18 protein-coding genes are annotated in these 18,152 nt (G+C 41.3%); 15 read left to right on the top strand and 3 right to left on the bottom strand.

What is annotated here, in order from left to right:
• The first annotated feature begins 100 nt into the window (after positions 1 to 100).
• The 11 genes from glyQ (at position 101) to LC036_RS12700 (ending at position 11,349) form a co-directional block, all read left to right on the top strand.
• The gene (glyQ, locus tag LC036_RS12750) at positions 101 to 988 is read left to right on the top strand and encodes a glycine--tRNA ligase subunit alpha (protein ID WP_226583117.1); all 888 of its coding nucleotides are present in this window, start codon (positions 101 to 103) and stop codon (positions 986 to 988) included.
• Positions 981 to 3,065 (top strand): glycine--tRNA ligase subunit beta, encoded by a 2,085-nt coding sequence (glyS, locus tag LC036_RS12745; RefSeq protein ID WP_226583114.1) that lies wholly within the window; start codon positions 981 to 983, stop codon positions 3,063 to 3,065. Before glyQ ends, glyS begins: the two co-directional genes overlap by 8 nt.
• 82 nt (positions 3,066 to 3,147) lie before the next feature.
• Positions 3,148 to 3,777, top strand: coding sequence for a helix-turn-helix transcriptional regulator (locus LC036_RS12740; RefSeq protein ID WP_226583111.1), 630 nt, complete (start codon positions 3,148 to 3,150; stop codon positions 3,775 to 3,777).
• Between the two features lie 28 nt (positions 3,778 to 3,805).
• Positions 3,806 to 4,618, top strand: a complete 813-nt coding sequence (locus LC036_RS12735) for a pyruvate, water dikinase regulatory protein (protein WP_226583109.1) — start codon at positions 3,806 to 3,808, stop codon at positions 4,616 to 4,618.
• 255 nt (positions 4,619 to 4,873) lie between these two features.
• Positions 4,874 to 5,335 (top strand): DUF188 domain-containing protein, encoded by a 462-nt coding sequence (locus LC036_RS12730; RefSeq protein WP_226583106.1) that lies wholly within the window; start codon positions 4,874 to 4,876, stop codon positions 5,333 to 5,335.
• A gap of 37 nt (positions 5,336 to 5,372) precedes the next feature.
• Complete coding sequence (gene dnaG / locus LC036_RS12725; protein WP_226583103.1) at positions 5,373 to 7,184, top strand: DNA primase; 1,812 nt, start codon at positions 5,373 to 5,375, stop codon at positions 7,182 to 7,184.
• A gap of 37 nt (positions 7,185 to 7,221) precedes the next feature.
• Entirely contained in the window at positions 7,222 to 8,355 is a 1,134-nt protein-coding gene (rpoD, locus tag LC036_RS12720) for an RNA polymerase sigma factor RpoD (protein WP_226583100.1), read from the top strand.
• Between the two features lie 82 nt (positions 8,356 to 8,437).
• A complete protein-coding gene (locus LC036_RS12715) occupies positions 8,438 to 8,980 on the top strand; it encodes a hypothetical protein (RefSeq protein ID WP_226583097.1) in 543 nt (180 codons plus the stop codon).
• A 108-nt stretch (positions 8,981 to 9,088) separates the two neighbouring features.
• Positions 9,089 to 9,457, top strand: coding sequence for a cytochrome c550 (gene cccA / locus LC036_RS12710; RefSeq protein ID WP_226583095.1), 369 nt, complete (start codon positions 9,089 to 9,091; stop codon positions 9,455 to 9,457).
• A gap of 66 nt (positions 9,458 to 9,523) precedes the next feature.
• Positions 9,524 to 10,237: a tRNA (adenine(22)-N(1))-methyltransferase gene (locus LC036_RS12705; protein WP_226583092.1), complete on the top strand. Its 714-nt coding sequence runs from the start codon at positions 9,524 to 9,526 to the stop codon at positions 10,235 to 10,237.
• Positions 10,234 to 11,349 (top strand): Nif3-like dinuclear metal center hexameric protein, encoded by a 1,116-nt coding sequence (locus tag LC036_RS12700; RefSeq protein ID WP_226583090.1) that lies wholly within the window; start codon positions 10,234 to 10,236, stop codon positions 11,347 to 11,349. The genes LC036_RS12705 and LC036_RS12700 overlap by 4 nt, the downstream gene beginning before the upstream one ends.
• Positions 11,350 to 11,411: 62 nt before the next feature.
• On the opposite strand, the gene LC036_RS12695 is transcribed toward LC036_RS12700, so the two are convergent.
• Entirely contained in the window at positions 11,412 to 12,368 is a 957-nt protein-coding gene (locus tag LC036_RS12695) for a 4-hydroxy-3-methylbut-2-enyl diphosphate reductase (RefSeq protein WP_226583087.1), read from the bottom strand.
• A 172-nt stretch (positions 12,369 to 12,540) separates the two neighbouring features.
• Here LC036_RS12695 and LC036_RS12690 point away from each other — a divergent pair, with 172 nt between their 5' ends.
• Complete coding sequence (locus tag LC036_RS12690) at positions 12,541 to 13,860, top strand: DEAD/DEAH box helicase (protein WP_226583084.1); 1,320 nt, start codon at positions 12,541 to 12,543, stop codon at positions 13,858 to 13,860.
• Positions 13,861 to 13,875: 15 nt separating this feature from the next.
• The gene (locus LC036_RS12685; RefSeq protein ID WP_226583081.1) at positions 13,876 to 14,769 is read left to right on the top strand and encodes a deoxyribonuclease IV; all 894 of its coding nucleotides are present in this window, start codon (positions 13,876 to 13,878) and stop codon (positions 14,767 to 14,769) included.
• A gap of 324 nt (positions 14,770 to 15,093) precedes the next feature.
• Here LC036_RS12685 and LC036_RS12680 read toward each other — a convergent pair whose 3' ends face one another.
• Positions 15,094 to 15,378 carry a DUF2624 domain-containing protein gene (locus LC036_RS12680; RefSeq protein WP_226583077.1) on the bottom strand — a complete coding sequence of 95 codons (285 nt, stop codon included), beginning with the start codon at positions 15,376 to 15,378 and terminating at the stop codon, positions 15,094 to 15,096.
• 193 nt (positions 15,379 to 15,571) lie between these two features.
• Between LC036_RS12680 and LC036_RS12675 the strand changes: the two genes are divergently transcribed.
• Together LC036_RS12675 and LC036_RS12670 are read left to right on the top strand one after the other, a co-directional pair.
• On the top strand, positions 15,572 to 16,300 hold the full coding sequence (locus tag LC036_RS12675; RefSeq protein ID WP_226583074.1) for a lytic transglycosylase domain-containing protein: 729 nt from the start codon (positions 15,572 to 15,574) through the stop codon (positions 16,298 to 16,300).
• 89 nt (positions 16,301 to 16,389) lie between these two features.
• Entirely contained in the window at positions 16,390 to 16,968 is a 579-nt protein-coding gene (locus LC036_RS12670; protein ID WP_226583071.1) for a hypothetical protein, read from the top strand.
• A 47-nt stretch (positions 16,969 to 17,015) separates the two neighbouring features.
• Here the strand turns inward: LC036_RS12670 and ispG are convergent, their stop codons facing one another.
• The gene (gene ispG, locus LC036_RS12665; RefSeq protein ID WP_226583928.1) at positions 17,016 to 18,122 is read right to left on the bottom strand and encodes a flavodoxin-dependent (E)-4-hydroxy-3-methylbut-2-enyl-diphosphate synthase; all 1,107 of its coding nucleotides are present in this window, start codon (positions 18,120 to 18,122) and stop codon (positions 17,016 to 17,018) included.
• Positions 18,123 to 18,152 lie beyond the last annotated feature (30 nt).

Raw genomic sequence — 18,152 nt, 5'->3', positions numbered from 1 at the left:
AAGATAGAAAGCAATTAGGGTGGAACCGCGGAGACCCCGTCCCTATGTCTGTGACCAGACGTAGGGACGGGGTTTTTTTATATTATTTAGGAGGGAAATTATGAATATTCAAGAAATGATTTTAACACTGCAGAATCATTGGTCCAATCAAGGATGTTTGCTTATGCAGGCTTATGATACAGAAAAAGGGGCAGGTACGATGTCCCCTATGACGCTGCTTCGAAGCTTAGGGCCGGAACCGTGGAATGTGGCTTATGTCGAGCCGTCCCGCCGCCCTGCGGATGGACGTTACGGTAAGAACCCAAACCGTCTATATCAGCATCACCAGTTTCAAGTGATTATGAAACCTTCCCCGGATAACATCCAGGAATTGTATTTAGATTCCCTTCGTGCGCTGGGAATTGACCCTGCAAAGCATGACATTCGTTTTGTTGAAGATAACTGGGAAAACCCTACTTTAGGAGCTGCTGGTTTAGGCTGGGAAGTATGGTTGGACGGCATGGAGATCACTCAGTTCACTTATTTCCAGCAAATTGGTGGGTTAGAAGCTCGCCCCGTTTCGGCTGAAATCACTTACGGGCTGGAACGACTTGCTTCCTATATTCAGGACAAGGAAAACGTTTTTGATTTGGAATGGACGAACGGTGTGACTGTTGGAGATATTTTTACACAGCCTGAGTATGAACATTCTGTCTACACATTTGAGGCTTCTGATGAGCAGATGCTTTTCGATTTATTCTCAACTTATGAAAAAGAAGCTCAACGGATTATGGAGCAGGGGCTGGTGTTCCCGGCTTATGACTATGTTCTTAAATGTTCCCATACATTTAACCTCTTGGACGCTAAAGGAGTAATAAGTGTCACCGAAAGAACAGGATATATTTCACGTGTCCGGAACCTTGCTAGAAAAATTGCAAAAACCTATGTGGAAGAGAGAGAACGCCTTGGCTTCCCTATGTTAAAGAAGGAGGATGGTAACGATGAGTAAAACGGTATTGTTTGAATTAGGCGTAGAAGAATTACCAGCCCGCTTTATTAACAGTGCTTTGGACCAGTTAAAGGAAAAGACATTGCGCTGGCTGGAGGATAACCGCGTTCCTTACGGAGAAATAAAAGGTTATGCAACGCCAAGACGTCTTGCTGTACAGATTACAAAAGTTGAAGAAAAACAACCAGACATTGAAGAAGAAGCGAAAGGCCCTGCTAAAAAGATCGCCCTTGATGAAGAAGGAAACTGGACCAAAGCCGCTATTGGATTTTCCAAGGGGCAGGGAAAAGACGTCGATGATATTTACTTTAAAGAAATTAAAGGAACAGAATATGTTCATGTCAATAAATTTATTGAAGGGGAGCCGACAGCGAAACTTTTAGAAGACTTTCGAAGTGTTTTTCTATCTCTTACCTTCCCAAAAAATATGCGGTGGGGAGATCGAGACCTGCGTTACGTACGTCCAATCCGCTGGATGATTGCACTGTATGGCGAGCAGGTAATTCCATTTTCTATTGAAAATGTAGGTACAGACAAGAAAACTTATGGTCACCGCTTCTTAGGTTCTGAAACTACAGTTGAACAAGCGGAGACGTATGAGGACGTGATGACGGAACAGTATGTCCTTGCTTCTGTAGAAAAAAGAAAAGCGGAGATTCTAAATCAGTTGAAACAACTGGAGGAATCAAATGGCTGGAAACTCATTATTGATGAAGACCTTCTGGATGAGGTGACACACCTTGTCGAATATCCGACCGTGTTCAGTGGTTCCTTTTCTGAAGAGTTTTTAGATGTTCCTGAAGAAGCTTTAATTACATCTATGAAGGAACACCAGCGATACTTCCCTGTACGTTCCAGCGAAGGCGAACTGCTTCCTTATTTTGTAGGTGTGCGCAATGGGGATGACCAGCACTTAGATATCGTTTCACGCGGAAATGAGAAAGTACTTAAAGCACGTTTGAAAGACGCTCAGTTCTTCTATGAAGAAGATCAAAAAGGAAGCATTGATCAAAAAATGGAAAAGCTTTCCCGTATGGTCTACCAAGAAGAACTTGGTACTTTAGCAGATAAAGTAAACCGAATTGTAGCCATAAGCGGTAAATTAAGCGAGTGGTTAGAACTGGATGAGGGACAAAAGCAAAAGGCAAAACGAGCAGCCGAAATTTGCAAATTCGATCTTGTTACTCAAATGGTTGATGAATTTACAGAGCTTCAAGGAGTAATGGGAGAAAAATATGCCCGTATCTTTGGCGAAGATGAGGAAGTTGCTGTTGCTATTAATGAACACTATATGCCCAGACAGGCAAATGGCGCTGTTCCGCCATCTACGATCGGATCTATTGTCAGTGTTGCAGATAAGTTAGATACGATCGTTGGTAGTATATCCATTGGTATCATTCCAACAGGATCTCAGGACCCATATGGATTAAGGCGTCAGGCATTAGGTATTCTACAAACCTTGAATACACACAAGTGGTCTATTTCCGTCGAGGATTTAATTAATCTTGTTCATCAATTCTACCGTGAATTAGATTTACCTACCCGTTCAGAAGAGGAGGTAAGCCGGGACTTACACGAATTCTTCCGTGTCCGCGCAGCTTACTTGTTAAAGGAAAATCAAGTGGACCCTGATGTTGTAGAAGCTGTATTAGCTCAAGGAATCGGTGTTTACCCAATATCGCTTCAAAAAGCTGAGCTCTTAGTTGAGAAAAGACAGGACCCTGACTTTAAACCAGTACAGGAAGCGTTGGGTCGAGTCTTGAACTTAGCAAAGAAAGCAGATAGTGATGAGGTGGATGAAAAGCTATTCGAGAATGAGGAAGAGGCTGAACTTTACGAGGTTTACCAGAAAATCCATACACCTTATCTTCATCAATTAAACAATGATGAACCTGAGAAAGCGCTGGAAACACTGTCTGAGCTTTCTGCACCTATTCATGATTTCTTTGATGCAACGATGGTGATGGCCGAGGATGAGAAGGTTCGTCAGAACAGACTTGGTCTCCTCCACCGTGTTTCAGTGGATATATATAAATTTGCTGATTTAACGGCTATCGAGTGGAAGCAGCAGTTCTAAATTTCCCGCCTTTTACCCAATCATATAAATGATGTATAATGATGATTAGTATGACACATTTAGCGGTCAAGGTGGTGAAAGATTGGAACTTTCTAACCGGCAAGAACAAATTATACAAATCGTAAAGGATAATGGGCCTATTACAGGAGAAAATATCGCAGACAGACTTGATCTTACACGGGCTACTCTTCGTCCAGACCTGGCCATCTTAACGATGGCGGGATTTCTGGATGCAAGACCCCGTGTAGGTTATTTTTTCACTGGTAAAACAGGTTCAGAACTCTTCACAGAAAAGCTCAAAAAGTTCAAAGTCAGTGAGTATCAGTCACTGCCTATTTTAGTAGAAGAGAATGTATCCACCTATGATGCCATTTGTACGATGTTTCTTGAAGATGTCGGGACTTTATTCGTTATCGACAATAAAACCCATTTAGTAGGAGTTTTATCAAGGAAAGATCTTCTAAGAGCAAGTATGGGGTCGCAGGATTTGTCTTCTATTCCTGTGCATATTATTATGACAAGAATGCCGAACATAACGATATGCGAAGAAGACGATTTACTATTGGATGCAGCTCAAAAGTTAATTGAAAAACAAATTGATGCCCTTCCAGTCGTCAATCGTACAGAAGATGGATTAGAAGTGATCGGACGACTAACAAAAACGAATATTACCAAGGCACTTGTTGAACTTGCTCGTGACCAGCATCTATAAATGAAACAGAGGGGGAGGAGAGGGAATCATGGATAAACCTTTGATCTATGTATTATCTGATTCAGTCGGGGAAACAGCTGAACTTGTCGTAAAAGCCTGTCTCAGTCAATTCGATGATGGACCATTTGACCTGCAGCGGATTCCCTATGTAGAAGATAAGGGAACCATAAACGAAGCAGTATTACAAGCGAAGGAACATCAAGCGATGATCGGCTTTACTTTGGTGGTGCCTGAGTTCCGAAATCACCTCAAACAGGAAGCAGAGAAACATGGAATCAGGTGCGTCGATATTATGGGGCCGATGATGGAAGCGATGGAAAGTCACCTGAAAGTGAAACCTCGCTTAGAGCCAGGACTTGTCCACAAACTTGATGAAGATTATTTCAAGCGTGTGGAAGCAATTGAGTTTGCTGTGCGCTATGATGATGGGCGGGACCCCCGTGGCATTTCAAAAGCAGATATCGTCCTTATTGGAGTTTCACGCACCTCAAAAACACCTTTATCACAGTATCTTGCCCACAAGCGTTTGAAAGTGGCAAATGTTCCAATTGTCCCTGAAGTGCAGCCCCCGTCAGAGCTCTTCCGAGTCAATCCTGAAAAGTGTATTGGCTTGAAAATTAGTGCAGATAAGCTTAACGATATAAGAAAAGAACGTTTAAAATCTCTTGGTCTCGGAGACCAGGCAAGTTATGCAAACCTAGATAGAATTCAGCAGGAAATCGATCATTTTAATCGAATAGTAGAGCGGATAGGCTGCCCTGTTATAGATGTTTCCAACAAGGCTGTAGAAGAAACAGCAAATGTCATCATGAATAAATGGCGCCAGGATGTTCAAGAATAGTACACATTATAGAAAGTCGCGCTATGATTAAGCGCGACTTTTGTTGGGAAGAATGAAATTAGGTAAAATTAGACATAGCATAAACAGGAGGAATGTATTATAATATCTATTTGTGGTAAAAATCCTTTATGTAAGACATGTCTATCGTTCATCAAAGATTCATTTATCTTCCAAAGACGCTCCGATACTTTTCAGAAAAATAAAACATTCATTTTTTAGGAGGATTCTACCGCTAACTGTAGAAATACTGATACTATGTCAAATACAAATGTAAACGTCTGGGTTGATGCAGATAGTTGTCCTGTTCAAAGTGAAATTATTGAAGTATGCAGCCTCTATGAACTAAAGCCTCAATTTATTGCAACAGTCAATCATTATAGTGCTGAAAAAGCAGCGGCTGGCTGGATGTTTGTTGATGATGGATCTCAATCTGTAGATATATTCATCCTTAACCGTGTCCAACCGGGTGATATTGTAATTACACAAGACTTATCGCTTGGTGTTCTAATGACCGGGCAAGGGGTTTATGTATTGACACCAAGAGGTAAACTGGTTAAGGAAAATGATGCTGAGCTCATCATGAACCAGAAGTTCATCCGGCAGCAGTCAATGAAGCAAAGGAAGAAATGGAAAGGGCCCTCCGCCTTTTCGGACAAAAACAGGGAAGAATTTCGCTCAAAATTAGAGCATTTGTTGTCCGTACATGAAGGGATTTAGCCTTTAAGAGAGAATAATTGATTAGTATGGTGATCATATGGCTGGACATATTCCAGAAGAAAAAGTAGATGAGATAAGGAAATCAACAGATATTGTTGAGGTGATCGGCAATTATGTTGATCTGAAAAAACAAGGGAGAAACCATTTTGGCCTCTGTCCATTCCATGGCGAGAACACTCCTTCTTTTTCCGTTTCTCAAGATAAACAGATTTTCCATTGCTTTGGTTGTGGAAAGGGAGGGAATGTCTATACCTTCCTTATGGAAATGGAAGGCTTCAGCTTTATTCAAGCTTTGAAGCAGTTAGCAGAACAGACGGGGATTGACATTCCTGAACAAATGGTAGATGAGGGACCGGCAAAACACAGTCAAGAATCTCAATCCATGCTGGAAGCCCATCAGTGGCTGACCAAATTATACCACCATCTGTTAAAGAATTCCAAGGATGGCCGGGAAGCTTATCAGTACTTAATTAATCGTGGATTTACGGATGAAACCATTCAGAAATACCAAATTGGCTATTCTCCTGACAGTAAAGATTTCGTTGTCACTTTTCTTGAAAAGAAAGGGTACCATCCCCAAACAATGGTCAAAGCGGGGTTGCTCAGTACCAATGATCATGGTGAATATGCCGACAGGTTTCGCGGGCGGGTTATTTTTCCTCTTAGAAATCATCTTGGGAAGACCGTAGCTTTTGCAGGAAGGTCCCTAGGAGAGCAGGAGCCAAAATATTTAAACAGTCCCGAAACTGAATTGTTTCATAAAGGAAGACTTCTTTATAATTTTGACCTTGCCCGTTCAGCCATAAGAAAAGAGAAATCTGTGATTCTTTTCGAAGGCTTTGGAGATGTAATTTCCGCAGATCAGGCAGGCATTCATCATGCAGTAGGTACTATGGGAACTTCGTTATCAAGTTCTCAGGCAAACTTATTGAAGAAGTATGCAGATCAAATTATCATCTGCTACGATGGGGACCGGGCTGGAATTGAAGCGGCCGTAAAAGCAGCTAAGCTGACGAAGGATGTAGGGAGCCAAACCTATGTCGCGCGTGTTCCTGACGCAATGGACCCGGATGAATTCATACAGAAGAATGGCGGCGAGAGATTTAAGCGGGAGATTATCGATACAAGTGATACGTACATTTCGTTTATGATGAATTATCTCCGCAGGGATTATAATCTGCAATTAGAAGGAGATCGGATCACTTATATCGAAAAAGTACTACAAGAGATCGCATCCCTCGATCGAGCTGTTGAACGAGAGCATTACCTCAATGATTTATCTTCAGAGTTTCAACTTTCCTTAGACACATTAAAGGAAGAAGTTCAACAGATCAGAGGTCATAGAGGATCAAAGGATAATGAGCCAAAGAACAGATATACTAATCATAAAAGACAGTCATCGGTTCAAAAAAAGCTCCTTCCTGCTTTTCATAACGCAGAAAGAAAGCTGATTGCATATATGTTGAAAGATCCGTACATTGCTGATAAAGTTCAGGAAGAACTTGGCGGGGCCTTCAACATAGATGAGCATAAGGTCATTGTGACTCATCTTTATGCATATTATGAAGACGGTAATGAATCAGATATCAGTCAGTTTGTTGAATTGATTGAAGATGCTTCCATTAAGAATCTCGCAGTTGAGTTAGCGATGGCGCCTGTAAGCGAAGAGGTTTCTGACCAGGAGATCCATGATTATATCGACAGGATTCGTTCAGAACATTGGGATCGAACGGATATAAAAAATCTTGAATCTGAGCTGAAAAGGGCTGAACAGCAAAATGAGCCGATTAAAGCGGCTGAAATTGCGATGGAAATTATTAAACGTAAAAAAGAAATAAAACACCACTAGGTTGAGTTTGGATAGATTGTTGGAAGGAGGGGGACTTATGGCAGATAAGCAACAACAGCCATCACGTTCTAAAGAAACTGAAAATCAGACGGAATTAACCCTTGAGCAGGCGAAAGAGCAAGTAGTAGAGTTGGGTAAAAAACGCGGGATCCTCGCATATGAAGAGGTGGCAGAAAAACTGTCCAGCTTTGAATTGGACTCCGATCAGATGGATGAATTTTATGAACACCTTAACGAACAAGGGGTAGAAGTCATCGGTGATTCGGAGACGGATCCAAGCATGAAGCAGCTTGATAAAGAAGAAGAGTTCGATCTGAATGATTTAAGTGTTCCTCCAGGTGTAAAAATCAACGACCCTGTTAGAATGTACCTGAAGGAAATCGGCCGGGTAAACCTATTATCAGCTAAGGACGAAATCAGTCTTGCACAACGGATTGAAAATGGTGATGAAGAAGCGAAACGTGACTTGGCTGAAGCGAACCTTCGTCTTGTTGTAAGTATTGCTAAACGTTATGTAGGGAGAGGAATGCTTTTCCTAGACCTTATTCAAGAAGGAAACATGGGTCTTATTAAGGCTGTTGAGAAATTTGACTACCGCAAAGGTTATAAATTCAGTACTTATGCAACATGGTGGATAAGACAGGCGATTACACGCGCAATTGCAGACCAGGCACGTACAATTCGTATTCCAGTGCATATGGTAGAAACCATAAATAAATTAATCCGTGTTCAGCGTCAATTGCTTCAAGATTTAGGACGTGAACCTACGCCTGAAGAAATTGCCCAGGATATGGATCTTACGCCGGATAAAGTCCGTGAAATCCTAAAAATTGCCCAGGAGCCAGTGTCATTAGAAACGCCGATTGGTGAAGAAGACGACTCTCATCTTGGTGACTTCATTGAAGACCAGGAAGCGACCTCTCCTTCCGACCATGCTGCCTATGAGTTATTGAAGGAACAGCTGGAAGACGTACTAGATACGCTTACCGATCGGGAAGAGAACGTTCTTCGTCTCCGCTTTGGATTAGATGATGGCCGTACAAGAACATTAGAAGAGGTAGGAAAAGTGTTTGGAGTTACTCGTGAGAGAATTCGTCAAATCGAAGCGAAGGCTTTGCGTAAGCTTAGACACCCTAGCCGAAGTAAACGATTGAAAGACTTCATGGAATAAAGAAAACTTCTGACTCAGGATACCTCGAACAGCTGCACTGTAAGAGGGGTCCTGAGTTTCTTTTGTTTTTTTGGAGGGTGTTATGGAAGGTGAACGTACAAAGATTATTATTAACGAAATAAGGAACTGGAAAGAAAACCGCCTGCTGCCACGTCAATATTGTGACTTCCTTTTAGCTTTATACACCCAGGGAGAAAAGATAAGCACTCAGGATAAACAGAAGCATTTAAATCCTTTTAGAAGGCTTGTATTCATCTCATTTTTAGTCTTTAGTTCTTTTTTGTTACCCCTTTCATTTCTTGTCATTTATTTTACTGAAATGGGCATCATAATGCAAACAGGGCTTTTGTCGAGTTTTGTAGTCCTTGTATGTACTCATATTTGGTGGTTAAAATATAAGAAGTCCGAATGGTTTTTAGTCCCGACCATCATAGCTTTATTAATTATCATGCTTCTCTCCATTCAGGTTATTGAACAAATATTAATGAATCACTCAATTTTATACATAGCTATGGCTGTCCATTGTTTTATCTGGATAGGAATAGGATATGGATGGAAGGTGAAATTCCTCACAGTAACGGGTATGATAGGATTAAGTTTATTGATTATTTCCATTGTTTTATAAGTTTTCACATGTTATCTCTTTAATAAGTAACGGTTTTCAAGTAAAATAAGTATAGTCGATTAGACACGAAAAATTCACTTGAAGGAATACATAAGGAGGTTGTCATTTATGAGAAAGAACCCTGTGATTCCATTCGCAATCATCGCTGTCCTGGGGATCGTCACTATGATTATCGTATCTTCAGCTGGTATTAATCAGCGAGAGGCCATCCATAACGAAGAAGAAGGTGGCGGCGAGAAACAGGAAGAAACAACGTCAGCTAATCCGGAAGAAATGTTTCAAAGTAAGTGTGCCAGCTGCCACGGGGGCGATCTCGGAGGTGGAGTAGGACCAAACCTGCAGGAGGTTGGTTCTAGATACTCAGCAGAAGAAATAAAAGATATCATTGTAAATGGTAAAGGTTCTCAAATGCCTGCAGGTCTTTATACAGGTGAGCAAGCCACTCAGTTAGCTGAATGGCTGGCGGAGAAAAAATAATAAGTACGAAAGGAAAAGCTTTCTGTTACCATCAGGAAGCTTTTCTTTTATGAGAGGAAAGATCGTATGAATGTAAACCAATTGTCACAACGTTTAGCATTAGTGGCAGGATTCCTGCCCAAAGGCGCATATTTTGCAGATATAGGATCAGATCACGCGTATCTGCCATGCTATGTATGCTTAAATGATCCTGAGGCAAAAGCTGTAGCTGGTGAAGTAAATAAAGGCCCATTTGACAGCGCCTTAAATGAAGTGAAGAAACATGAACTACACGACCGTATAGATGTACGGCTTGGGGATGGCCTTGAAGTAATCGCTCCTGATGAAATGAAACAGATTATTATAGCAGGTATGGGAGGCCCTCTAATTCGCGACATCCTGGAAAAGGGAAAGAATAAATTAACCAGTGTTGAGCGTGTCATTACTCAGCCAAACATCGATTCACGATCGATTCGTAAATGGTACTATGAAAATGGGTTTAATTTGGTGGATGAGACGATTGTCGAAGAAGGCGGTCACATCTATGAAATACTTGTAGCGGAAAAAGGGAATCCGGACAACGCGTATCAGAACCTTCAAGAAGATTTTCAAAAACAATTGTGGCTGGGTCCTTTTCTGCTTCAACAACGCTCTTCTGCGTTTATTCAAAAATGCCGGGAGGAACTGGATAAGAAAGTGTACGTTTTGAACCAAATGAAACAGGCGACTGCTGTGAATCAAGAAAAGTTGAATATGATCAATCAGGAAATCCAATGGTTGGAGGAGGTATTACACTCATGACGAAAGTAACAGCCCAGCATATTATCAAACAGTTTGAAAGATGGTCACCTAAAAACCTGGCCTATGACTGGGATAATGTTGGTTTACAAGTAGGAACATTAAATAAACCGGTCGAAAACGTTATGGTAACCCTGGATGTTCTGGAAAATGTAGTGGACGAAGCGATTGAAAAGCAAGTGGATTTAATAATTGCCCACCACCCTCTGTTATTTGTGAAGCTGAATCAAATCAATTTTGATACACCCAAGGGAAGGGTTGTCAGAAAGTTAATTAAGCATGACATTACGGTTTACGCAGCACACACGAATTTAGACGTGGCAGAAGGTGGGGTAAACGATGTCATGGCGGATATTCTCGAGGTGAAGAATAGAAAACCTCTTATAGAAACTGGTAAAGATGAACTGGTTAAATTGACTGTATTCGTACCTGAAACTCACCTCGAACAAGTAAGAGAGTCCATTGGACATGCAGGGGCAGGTTATATAGGAAACTATAGTCATTGTACTTTCCAGGTTTCTGGAGAAGGTACCTTTAAACCTCAAGAAGGAACCACCCCTTATATAGGGAAACAAGGAGAACTTGAGCAAGTTGATGAAAAACGTGTGGAGACCATCGTTCCGAAATCAAAATTATCAGCTGTTCTAAAAGCAATGGAGGACTCTCACCCATATGAAGAAGTCGCTTATGATCTTTATCCTTTGTTAAATGAAGGTCAGTCTCTTGGCGTGGGGCGTGTAGGAAGATTGGAACAGCCCATTCGTTTAAGGGACTTTGTCGAGAAGGTCAAGGTTGGTTTTGATGTGCCGAATCTTCGTGTTTCTGGTGATCTTGAAAAAAACATACAAACCGTTGCACTTCTTGGAGGAAGTGGGGAGAAGTACATCCATAAAGCTAAAGCTAGTGGAGCAGACGTTTATATCACAGGGGATATGACTTTCCATATGACGCAGGACGCGATGGAAATGGGACTTGCTGTCATAGATCCAGGTCATCATGTAGAAAAAGTGGTCTGTTCAAAAGTTAAACAATATTTAGAAGAACATTGTATCGGTGAAGGAAAGTTGAACATTATAATATCAGAAGTGAATACAGAACCTTTTACCATTATGTAACGAAAGTTTACTGAGTGAATAAAATAAAAAGAAGGCAGCTGAAAAAGCTGCCTTCTTTTTATTTATCTCTTCACTTTTTTCCTTGCTCTCACCGGGGGAAGAATTTTTTTCTGTTCAACTTTCGATTCACGAATCCATGTGTCTTCATCCTGATGATCAAAAGCTTCAATAAATTTGATGACTTCTTTTGTAATAGGTGTTGGAGTAGAAGCACCTGCAGTAACAGCTACCTTATTAACGCCTTCGAGCCATTCTAATTGAATTTCTGTAACATCAGCAATCCGGTAAGCTGTAGTTCCGGCTTTTTCCATGGAGACCTGGGCAAGTCGGTTTGAGTTATTACTCATTGGATCCCCGACAACGAGTGTTAAATCTGCTTCGCCAGCCTGCTCAGACACAGCTTCCTGACGTACTTGAGTTGCCATACAGATTTCCTGCTGCTTCTCAAGCTGAGGATATTTTTCTTTTGCTTTTTCCATGACATCATAGACGTCCCATTGACTCATAGTTGTCTGATTGGTAATCATTAATTTGTCATGACTGAGATTAAGTTCTTCCACGTCTTCTTCTGTCTGAACTAAGTGGACTTTCCCTGGGGCAACACCCATCGCGCCTTCCGGTTCAGGGTGCCCTTTTTTTCCTACATATATCACTTCATAGCCTTCCGCTACTTTGTTTCTGATTAAATTATGAGTATTGGTTACATCAGGACAAGTAGCATCTAAAACGGTCAGCCCTTTTTGTTTAGCGCGTTCCTTGACTTGAGGAGATACGCCGTGGGCTGTGAAAATCACAGTGCCTTCATGAATTCCTTCCAACATGTCACTGCGGTTCTTTCCGTCAACAGTGATAATGCCTTCTTCTTTAAAGGCTTCTGTTACATGAGAGTTGTGGACAATCATACCTAATATATATATTGGGCGAGGTAGGTTCGAGTCTTTAGCTGCGTTTCGTGCAATGACCATCGCATCTACTACACCATAACAATAACCGCGAGGGGCGATTTTAATAACTTCCATCTTTAACGTCCTCCTCTAAATCCAATCCAATAACTTTAAAGATACCATTATCATTATAAAGGGTAAAGGGAAAGATGACAAAGAAAGACGTTATCATACAACGTTATCGTGCAATTTGGCCTCGGCTCTATTATAATAGGGAAGGAACATTTTACATTAAAGGAGAACGGTTATGAGTAAGCATACATTTGAACAATACGCCATCTCTTCAACAGTCAGTCAGATTATTGAAGGTTTAGGCTTTAAGAAACCAACACCGATTCAGGAACAAGTATTGCCACCTGCGTTGAGAGGAGAAAGTTTGATCGGTCAATCCCACACAGGTTCCGGCAAGACGCATGCCTATCTTCTGCCTATGCTGAATCAATTGGATGACACGTTAAATCACGTACAATTCGTTATCACTGCGCCTACAAGAGAATTGGCTATTCAAATACAGGAAGAAGTTAAAAAGGCGATTGAGCTGGCAGGGAAAGAACAGGTATGGCGTTCTAAACTGCTCATTGGAGGTACAGATAAACAGAAGATGGTTGATAAGCTGTCCTCTCGTCCGCCTCATATTGTAGTAGGTACACCAGGAAGAATTTTGGATATGGTTAAAGAAGAAGCGATTGACTTGTACCATGCGAAATCATTCGTGCTGGATGAAGCTGATCTGATGCTTGATTTAGGCTTTATTGAAGATGTCGATCAGATTCTTGTCCGTATGGATCAGGATGTACAGATGCTCGTCTTTTCCGCAACGATTCCGGAACGACTGCAGCCATTCTTGAAAAAATACCTTACGAATCCTGTTCACATTCAAATTGAAGATGATAAACCTTCACCAGAAACTATGGAACACCGACTTGTCCCACTGCGTCATAAAGAGCCGGCCGATATTATTGTTGAAATATCCAAAGCCATTCAACCTTATTTAGCCATCATCTTCACAAATGGCAAAGAGCACGCTGACAAGCTTGCTGACGAGTTGCTGAGTCGGGGCCTGGAAACGGGACTCTTACATGGCGGGTTGTCTCCACGTGAACGTAAACGGATGCTCAAAGAATTGCAGAACCTGCGCTACCAGTATATTGTTGCAACTGACCTTGCATCCCGTGGTATTGATATTCAAGGTGTAAGCCATGTCATCAATGCTCAAATGCCTAAAGAGGAAGAGTTTTATGTCCACCGGGTGGGACGGACGGCTCGAGCAGGTCTACAGGGCACAGCAATTAACCTATATAAAGAATCAGACCTGCCATTAATTCAAAAGTTGGAAAAGAAAGGATTAACTTTTGATTTTTATGAAGTGAAAAATGGTGAATGGAAAGAGGTCAACGCATATAACGAAAGGGAAAACCGAGAACGTAAAGCGTCCGATCTTGAAAAGAAGGCTAAACAAATGGTCCGCAAACCGAAAAAAGTAAAACCGGGATATAAGAAGAAGATGAAACAGCAGGCCGATAAGAATATGAGAAAACTAAAACAGAACAGGTTCAAGAAGAAATAAGGGAGGAGAGAGTATATGCTGAAGATTGGATCACATGTATCCATGAAAGGAAAGAAAATGCTTCTTGGAGCAAGTGAAGAAGCAGCTTCCTACGGTGCCAGCACGTTTATGATTTATACGGGTGCTCCGCAAAATACAAGGCGACGCCCTATTGAGGAATTAAATATTGAAGCTGGAATGGAACATATGAGAGCTAACGGGATTAATGATATTGTCGTTCACGCCCCTTATATCATTAATATTGGGAATACAACAAAACCGGAAACTTTCCAATTGGGTGTTGATTTCCTGCGTAATGAAATTGAACGGACAGAATCTCTTGGAGCGAAGCAGATTGTCCTTCACCCGGGTTCTCACGTAGGACAAGGAGTAGATAAGGGACTGCCTAAGATTATCGAGGGACTCAATGAAGTCCTGCATAAGGATCAGAATGTACAGATTGCCCTGGAAACAATGGCTGGTAAGGGATCAGAGATCGGGAGAAGCTTTGATGAGTTAGCTAAAATCATCGACGGTGTAACGATGAATGAAAAACTTTCGGTCTGCATGGATACCTGCCATATTCATGATGCAGGGTATAACGTTGTAGAAGATTTTGATGGCGTCCTGGATGAATTCGATAAGGTTGTCGGGTTAGACCGCTTGAAAGTCGTACACGTCAACGACAGTAAAAACATACAAGGTGCAGGGAAAGACCGCCACGAAAATATCGGCTTTGGTCATATTGGATTTGAGGCCCTTCACAAGGTCATTCACCACCCTTCCCTGAAAGATCTGCCAAAAATATTAGAAACTCCTTATGTAGGGGAAGATAAGAAAAACAAAAAACCGCCATACCGTTTTGAAATCAACATGGTTAAAGAGGGAACCTTTGATGAAGATTTGAAAGAAAAGATTCTTGGTCAGTGAGTAATTCCTGTTCTTTATTATAAGGTCACTAAAAAATCAAGCTGAGGGACACTCCCTTAAGCTTGATTTTTTTAATACACAATTCACTTTATACGCAAAGATTTTCTGACAGAACCAAATCCCCCATGCTTTCGTCTCTAATTAAAAGAAGGAGATCTTTTTTAAATACCTCTTTTATAGAAAGTAAGGTATAAACCACTAATTTAAAGAGTGATTCCCTCAGCTACTATCTCCAGCAAGTAAAGCCTGCAGTCAAGTTATTGGGTACGGCTGTATAAGAAAATTCCGTCCATGATAAGAATAGTCTTTATTCTTTTTTACATCTTATTTTAACCAATGTTCTACTCCATATTCTTTTGCCAATTTTATCAGTAATTGGTTGACCGATCTGGCAGTATCAACAGATGTGATACTGGCAAGTTTTTTCAACATTCTCTTCCGACCTTTTGGATCAAAGGGATTTTCTTCATTTTTTTTCAAGGCTTTCACGATGGAAGCTGCTTCTTCCTTTGAAATTGGAATACGGTACTTTTTACTGTAAAAAAGTAAGTCTTTGACGGTTAATTGCTTTAACTTTTGGGTAATAAACTGTTGTGCCACATTTTTCATAGGCGCAAGGCCCCCTCTCTCCTTATTACTACACGATATGAATAGTTAGAAGGATTTGTGTTTTTTAAAAATTTTGCGTTTGAGTATTTCCGTTGCTATACATAATCGTATCGTTTAGGATAGCCAGATGGCTTCTGGAAGAGGTGGGATATAGTTATGCCTTATGTACAGTAGGCCGGAGGAGTGAATAACAATGAACGAAAATAATTATCTATATCAAGCAGGTCTGGCTATGCTGCTTGTTGCAGTTATGTTCTTTGCTGTAAACCATTGGAACAATAAAGAAGAACAGGCTCTAGCAGAAGATAACCTGCAGTTGGAGAATAGGAATGAAACACTTGTTAAAGAAAATGATCGTTTATCTTCAACCAATGCATATTTACTTGAGGAAAAACCTGAGAAGAATCAAATGAACGGGTACCATACATGGCCCAAAGTAGAAGAGAAAGCTGAACAACTGGTTAAAGAAAGTGATGGGCAATTTAAAAAAACGTGGGCAATGTACTTAGTACGGGAATCCCAACGGTATGAAATTGACCCGTATCTTGTATATGAATTATTAAAAGTTGAAACAGGTGGGACATTTAATCCTGAATTAGTAGGACCTAAAACAAAATACGGCCGAGCTTACGGGATGTCTCAATTTATGAAGAATACGGCTCCATGGATTGCAGATATGGCTGGTCTTCCTTATGAAGAAGAGTTACTATTTGATCCTTATTATTCCATGCAGTTATCATTCGTTTATTTAGATTTTCTGAAAGGAAAGTACGGAAATTGGAACGAAGCATTAACGGCTTATCATAGAGGAATGGGTGGACTAAGGGAATATAAACAGGAAAATGGCCATGCAGAAAGCTGGTATGCAAAAGAAATTCAAGAAAATGCGGAGTCACATACAACCGTAGCTGTTGCTAAATAAAAAGGAGGCGCTGGGAGAGTTTACTCATCCAGCGTTTTTTTTGCCATGAACTGCCTCCTTTAAAAAAAGAATAACTCCATATAATAATCATGATTCTCCAAACAGAAAGTGAGGGAATTCGCATGAACGATCCGAAGAAGACTGTTGAGAATCAGCAAACAGAAAAAGCTCCGAATCACGGAGATGAGCTGGAACAGGTGCATACCGAAGAAGCTCACGATCATGAAGAGCCGACGACCGAACAGGTCATTGAAGAAGCCTTTGATGAGATTCAGAATCAGGATTTCAAGCAGGAGGCAGGCTACGATGAAGCGGAAGTGGCAGACGACCATGGTCGGGGTCCAAACCAGCCTGTATATGGAGACAGCTATGAAGAAGAGTTTGCTCAAGAAGCGGCTGTTGGGCCGATTGATGAGCCAATGAATAACGGAGAAAAAGAAACAACAATGGAAGATGATGACGTTAAGGTGGGGATGGGATGGCTGGGGTTATCCGCTGCTATTCTCTCGTTTTTCTTTGCTCCATTGATCCTCGGTGCCACAGGCATTATCCTGGGGATCGTTGGAAAACGTCGTGGAGCGGATACGCTTGGGAACATGGCGATTATTATAAGTATTGTTTCCATCGCGTTTTCGTTGTTCTTTGCTCCATTTTATAACTTGATCTAAATACAGTAAAAAAAGGTGCCCCCATAATGGGGGTACCTTTAATTGTGTTAGGATTGTTTCTGCTTTTCTTTTTCTAAACGCTCTTTTTCATAATGTTCTTCTGCTAATTTATCGACTTCTTTTTTCAACTCTTCCACCATGATATCCTCAGGAACTTTACGGATAATTTCTCCATGACGGAAAAGGAGACCTTCTCCACGTGCCCCTGCAATTCCGATGTCAGCTTCACGTGCTTCTCCCGGTCCATTTACGGCACATCCAAGTACTGCAACTTTTATAGGTGCCTTTATAGTTTGGATATACTCTTCAACTTCATTGGCGATTGAGATCAAATCGATTTCAATACGTCCGCATGTCGGACAGGATATTAAAGTGGCTGCGTTTGAAGCAAGACCAAAGGATTTCAATAATTCTTTTGCCACTTTTACTTCTTCTACAGGGTCGGCACTCAAACTGATTCGAACCGTGCTCCCGATGCCTTTACTCAAGATAGCTCCAAGGCCTGCGGCACTTTTTACTGTTCCGGCGAAGAGTGTGCCGGATTCTGTGATACCCAGATGAAGAGGGTAGTTAAATGCAGCAGCAGCTTTTTCATAAGCTTCAATAGCCAGTTTAACATCAGATGCTTTCATTGAAACGATGATATCATGGAAGTCTAAATCCTCGAGAATCTTAATGTGATGCAGAGCACTCTCCACCATACCATCAGCAGTAGGATAGCCATACTTTTCTAAAATGTGACGCTCAAGAGAGCCGGCGTTCACACCTATACGGATAGGAATACCTTTGGCTTTAGCTGCTTTTACAACAGCTTCTACTTTCTCACGTTTACCGATGTTCCCTGGATTGATACGAATTTTGTCTGCGCCGCCTTCAATTGCTTTCAAAGCTTTCTTGTAGTCAAAGTGAATATCAACAACAAGTGGGATATTAATTCGCTTTTTAATCTCAGGTATTGCATCAGCCGCACGGTCATCCGGGCAGGCCACACGGACAACTTGACATCCGGCTTCTTCTAAACGTTTAATTTCTGCCACGGTTGCTTCAACATCGTGCGTTTTGGTTGTTGTCATGGATTGGATGACGACCTCATCGGCTCCACCTATCGTTAAGTCTCCGACTTTTACGGGACGGGTATCTTTTCTGTGCGTAATTGCCATTTAAAATCGCTCCTTTATATTTAC

The organism is Halobacillus litoralis, from assembly GCF_020524025.1.
GTDB classification, from domain to species: Bacteria; Bacillota; Bacilli; order Bacillales; family Halobacillaceae; genus Halobacillus; species Halobacillus litoralis_D.
The sequence above is the reverse complement of the archived record's forward strand: the minus strand, read 5'-3'. Positions and strand labels throughout refer to the sequence as shown.

What these genes read in the sequence shown, in the direction of transcription:
- glyQ (WP_226583117.1), top strand. Translation starts at nt 101, where the DNA reads ATGAATATTCAAGAAATGATTTTAACACTGCAGAATCATTGGTCCAAT.
- glyS (WP_226583114.1), top strand. Translation starts at nt 981, where the DNA reads ATGAGTAAAACGGTATTGTTTGAATTAGGCGTAGAAGAATTACCAGCC.
- LC036_RS12735 (WP_226583109.1), top strand. Translation starts at nt 3,806, where the DNA reads ATGGATAAACCTTTGATCTATGTATTATCTGATTCAGTCGGGGAAACA.
- LC036_RS12730 (WP_226583106.1), top strand. Translation starts at nt 4,874, where the DNA reads ATGTCAAATACAAATGTAAACGTCTGGGTTGATGCAGATAGTTGTCCT.
- dnaG (WP_226583103.1), top strand. Translation starts at nt 5,373, where the DNA reads ATGGCTGGACATATTCCAGAAGAAAAAGTAGATGAGATAAGGAAATCA.
- rpoD (WP_226583100.1), top strand. Translation starts at nt 7,222, where the DNA reads ATGGCAGATAAGCAACAACAGCCATCACGTTCTAAAGAAACTGAAAAT.
- LC036_RS12715 (WP_226583097.1), top strand. Translation starts at nt 8,438, where the DNA reads ATGGAAGGTGAACGTACAAAGATTATTATTAACGAAATAAGGAACTGG.
- cccA (WP_226583095.1), top strand. Translation starts at nt 9,089, where the DNA reads ATGAGAAAGAACCCTGTGATTCCATTCGCAATCATCGCTGTCCTGGGG.
- LC036_RS12705 (WP_226583092.1), top strand. Translation starts at nt 9,524, where the DNA reads ATGAATGTAAACCAATTGTCACAACGTTTAGCATTAGTGGCAGGATTC.
- LC036_RS12700 (WP_226583090.1), top strand. Translation starts at nt 10,234, where the DNA reads ATGACGAAAGTAACAGCCCAGCATATTATCAAACAGTTTGAAAGATGG.
- LC036_RS12695 (WP_226583087.1), bottom strand. Translation starts at nt 12,368, where the DNA reads ATGGAAGTTATTAAAATCGCCCCTCGCGGTTATTGTTATGGTGTAGTA.
- LC036_RS12690 (WP_226583084.1), top strand. Translation starts at nt 12,541, where the DNA reads ATGAGTAAGCATACATTTGAACAATACGCCATCTCTTCAACAGTCAGT.
- LC036_RS12685 (WP_226583081.1), top strand. Translation starts at nt 13,876, where the DNA reads ATGCTGAAGATTGGATCACATGTATCCATGAAAGGAAAGAAAATGCTT.
- LC036_RS12680 (WP_226583077.1), bottom strand. Translation starts at nt 15,378, where the DNA reads ATGAAAAATGTGGCACAACAGTTTATTACCCAAAAGTTAAAGCAATTA.
- LC036_RS12675 (WP_226583074.1), top strand. Translation starts at nt 15,572, where the DNA reads ATGAACGAAAATAATTATCTATATCAAGCAGGTCTGGCTATGCTGCTT.
- LC036_RS12670 (WP_226583071.1), top strand. Translation starts at nt 16,390, where the DNA reads ATGATTCTCCAAACAGAAAGTGAGGGAATTCGCATGAACGATCCGAAG.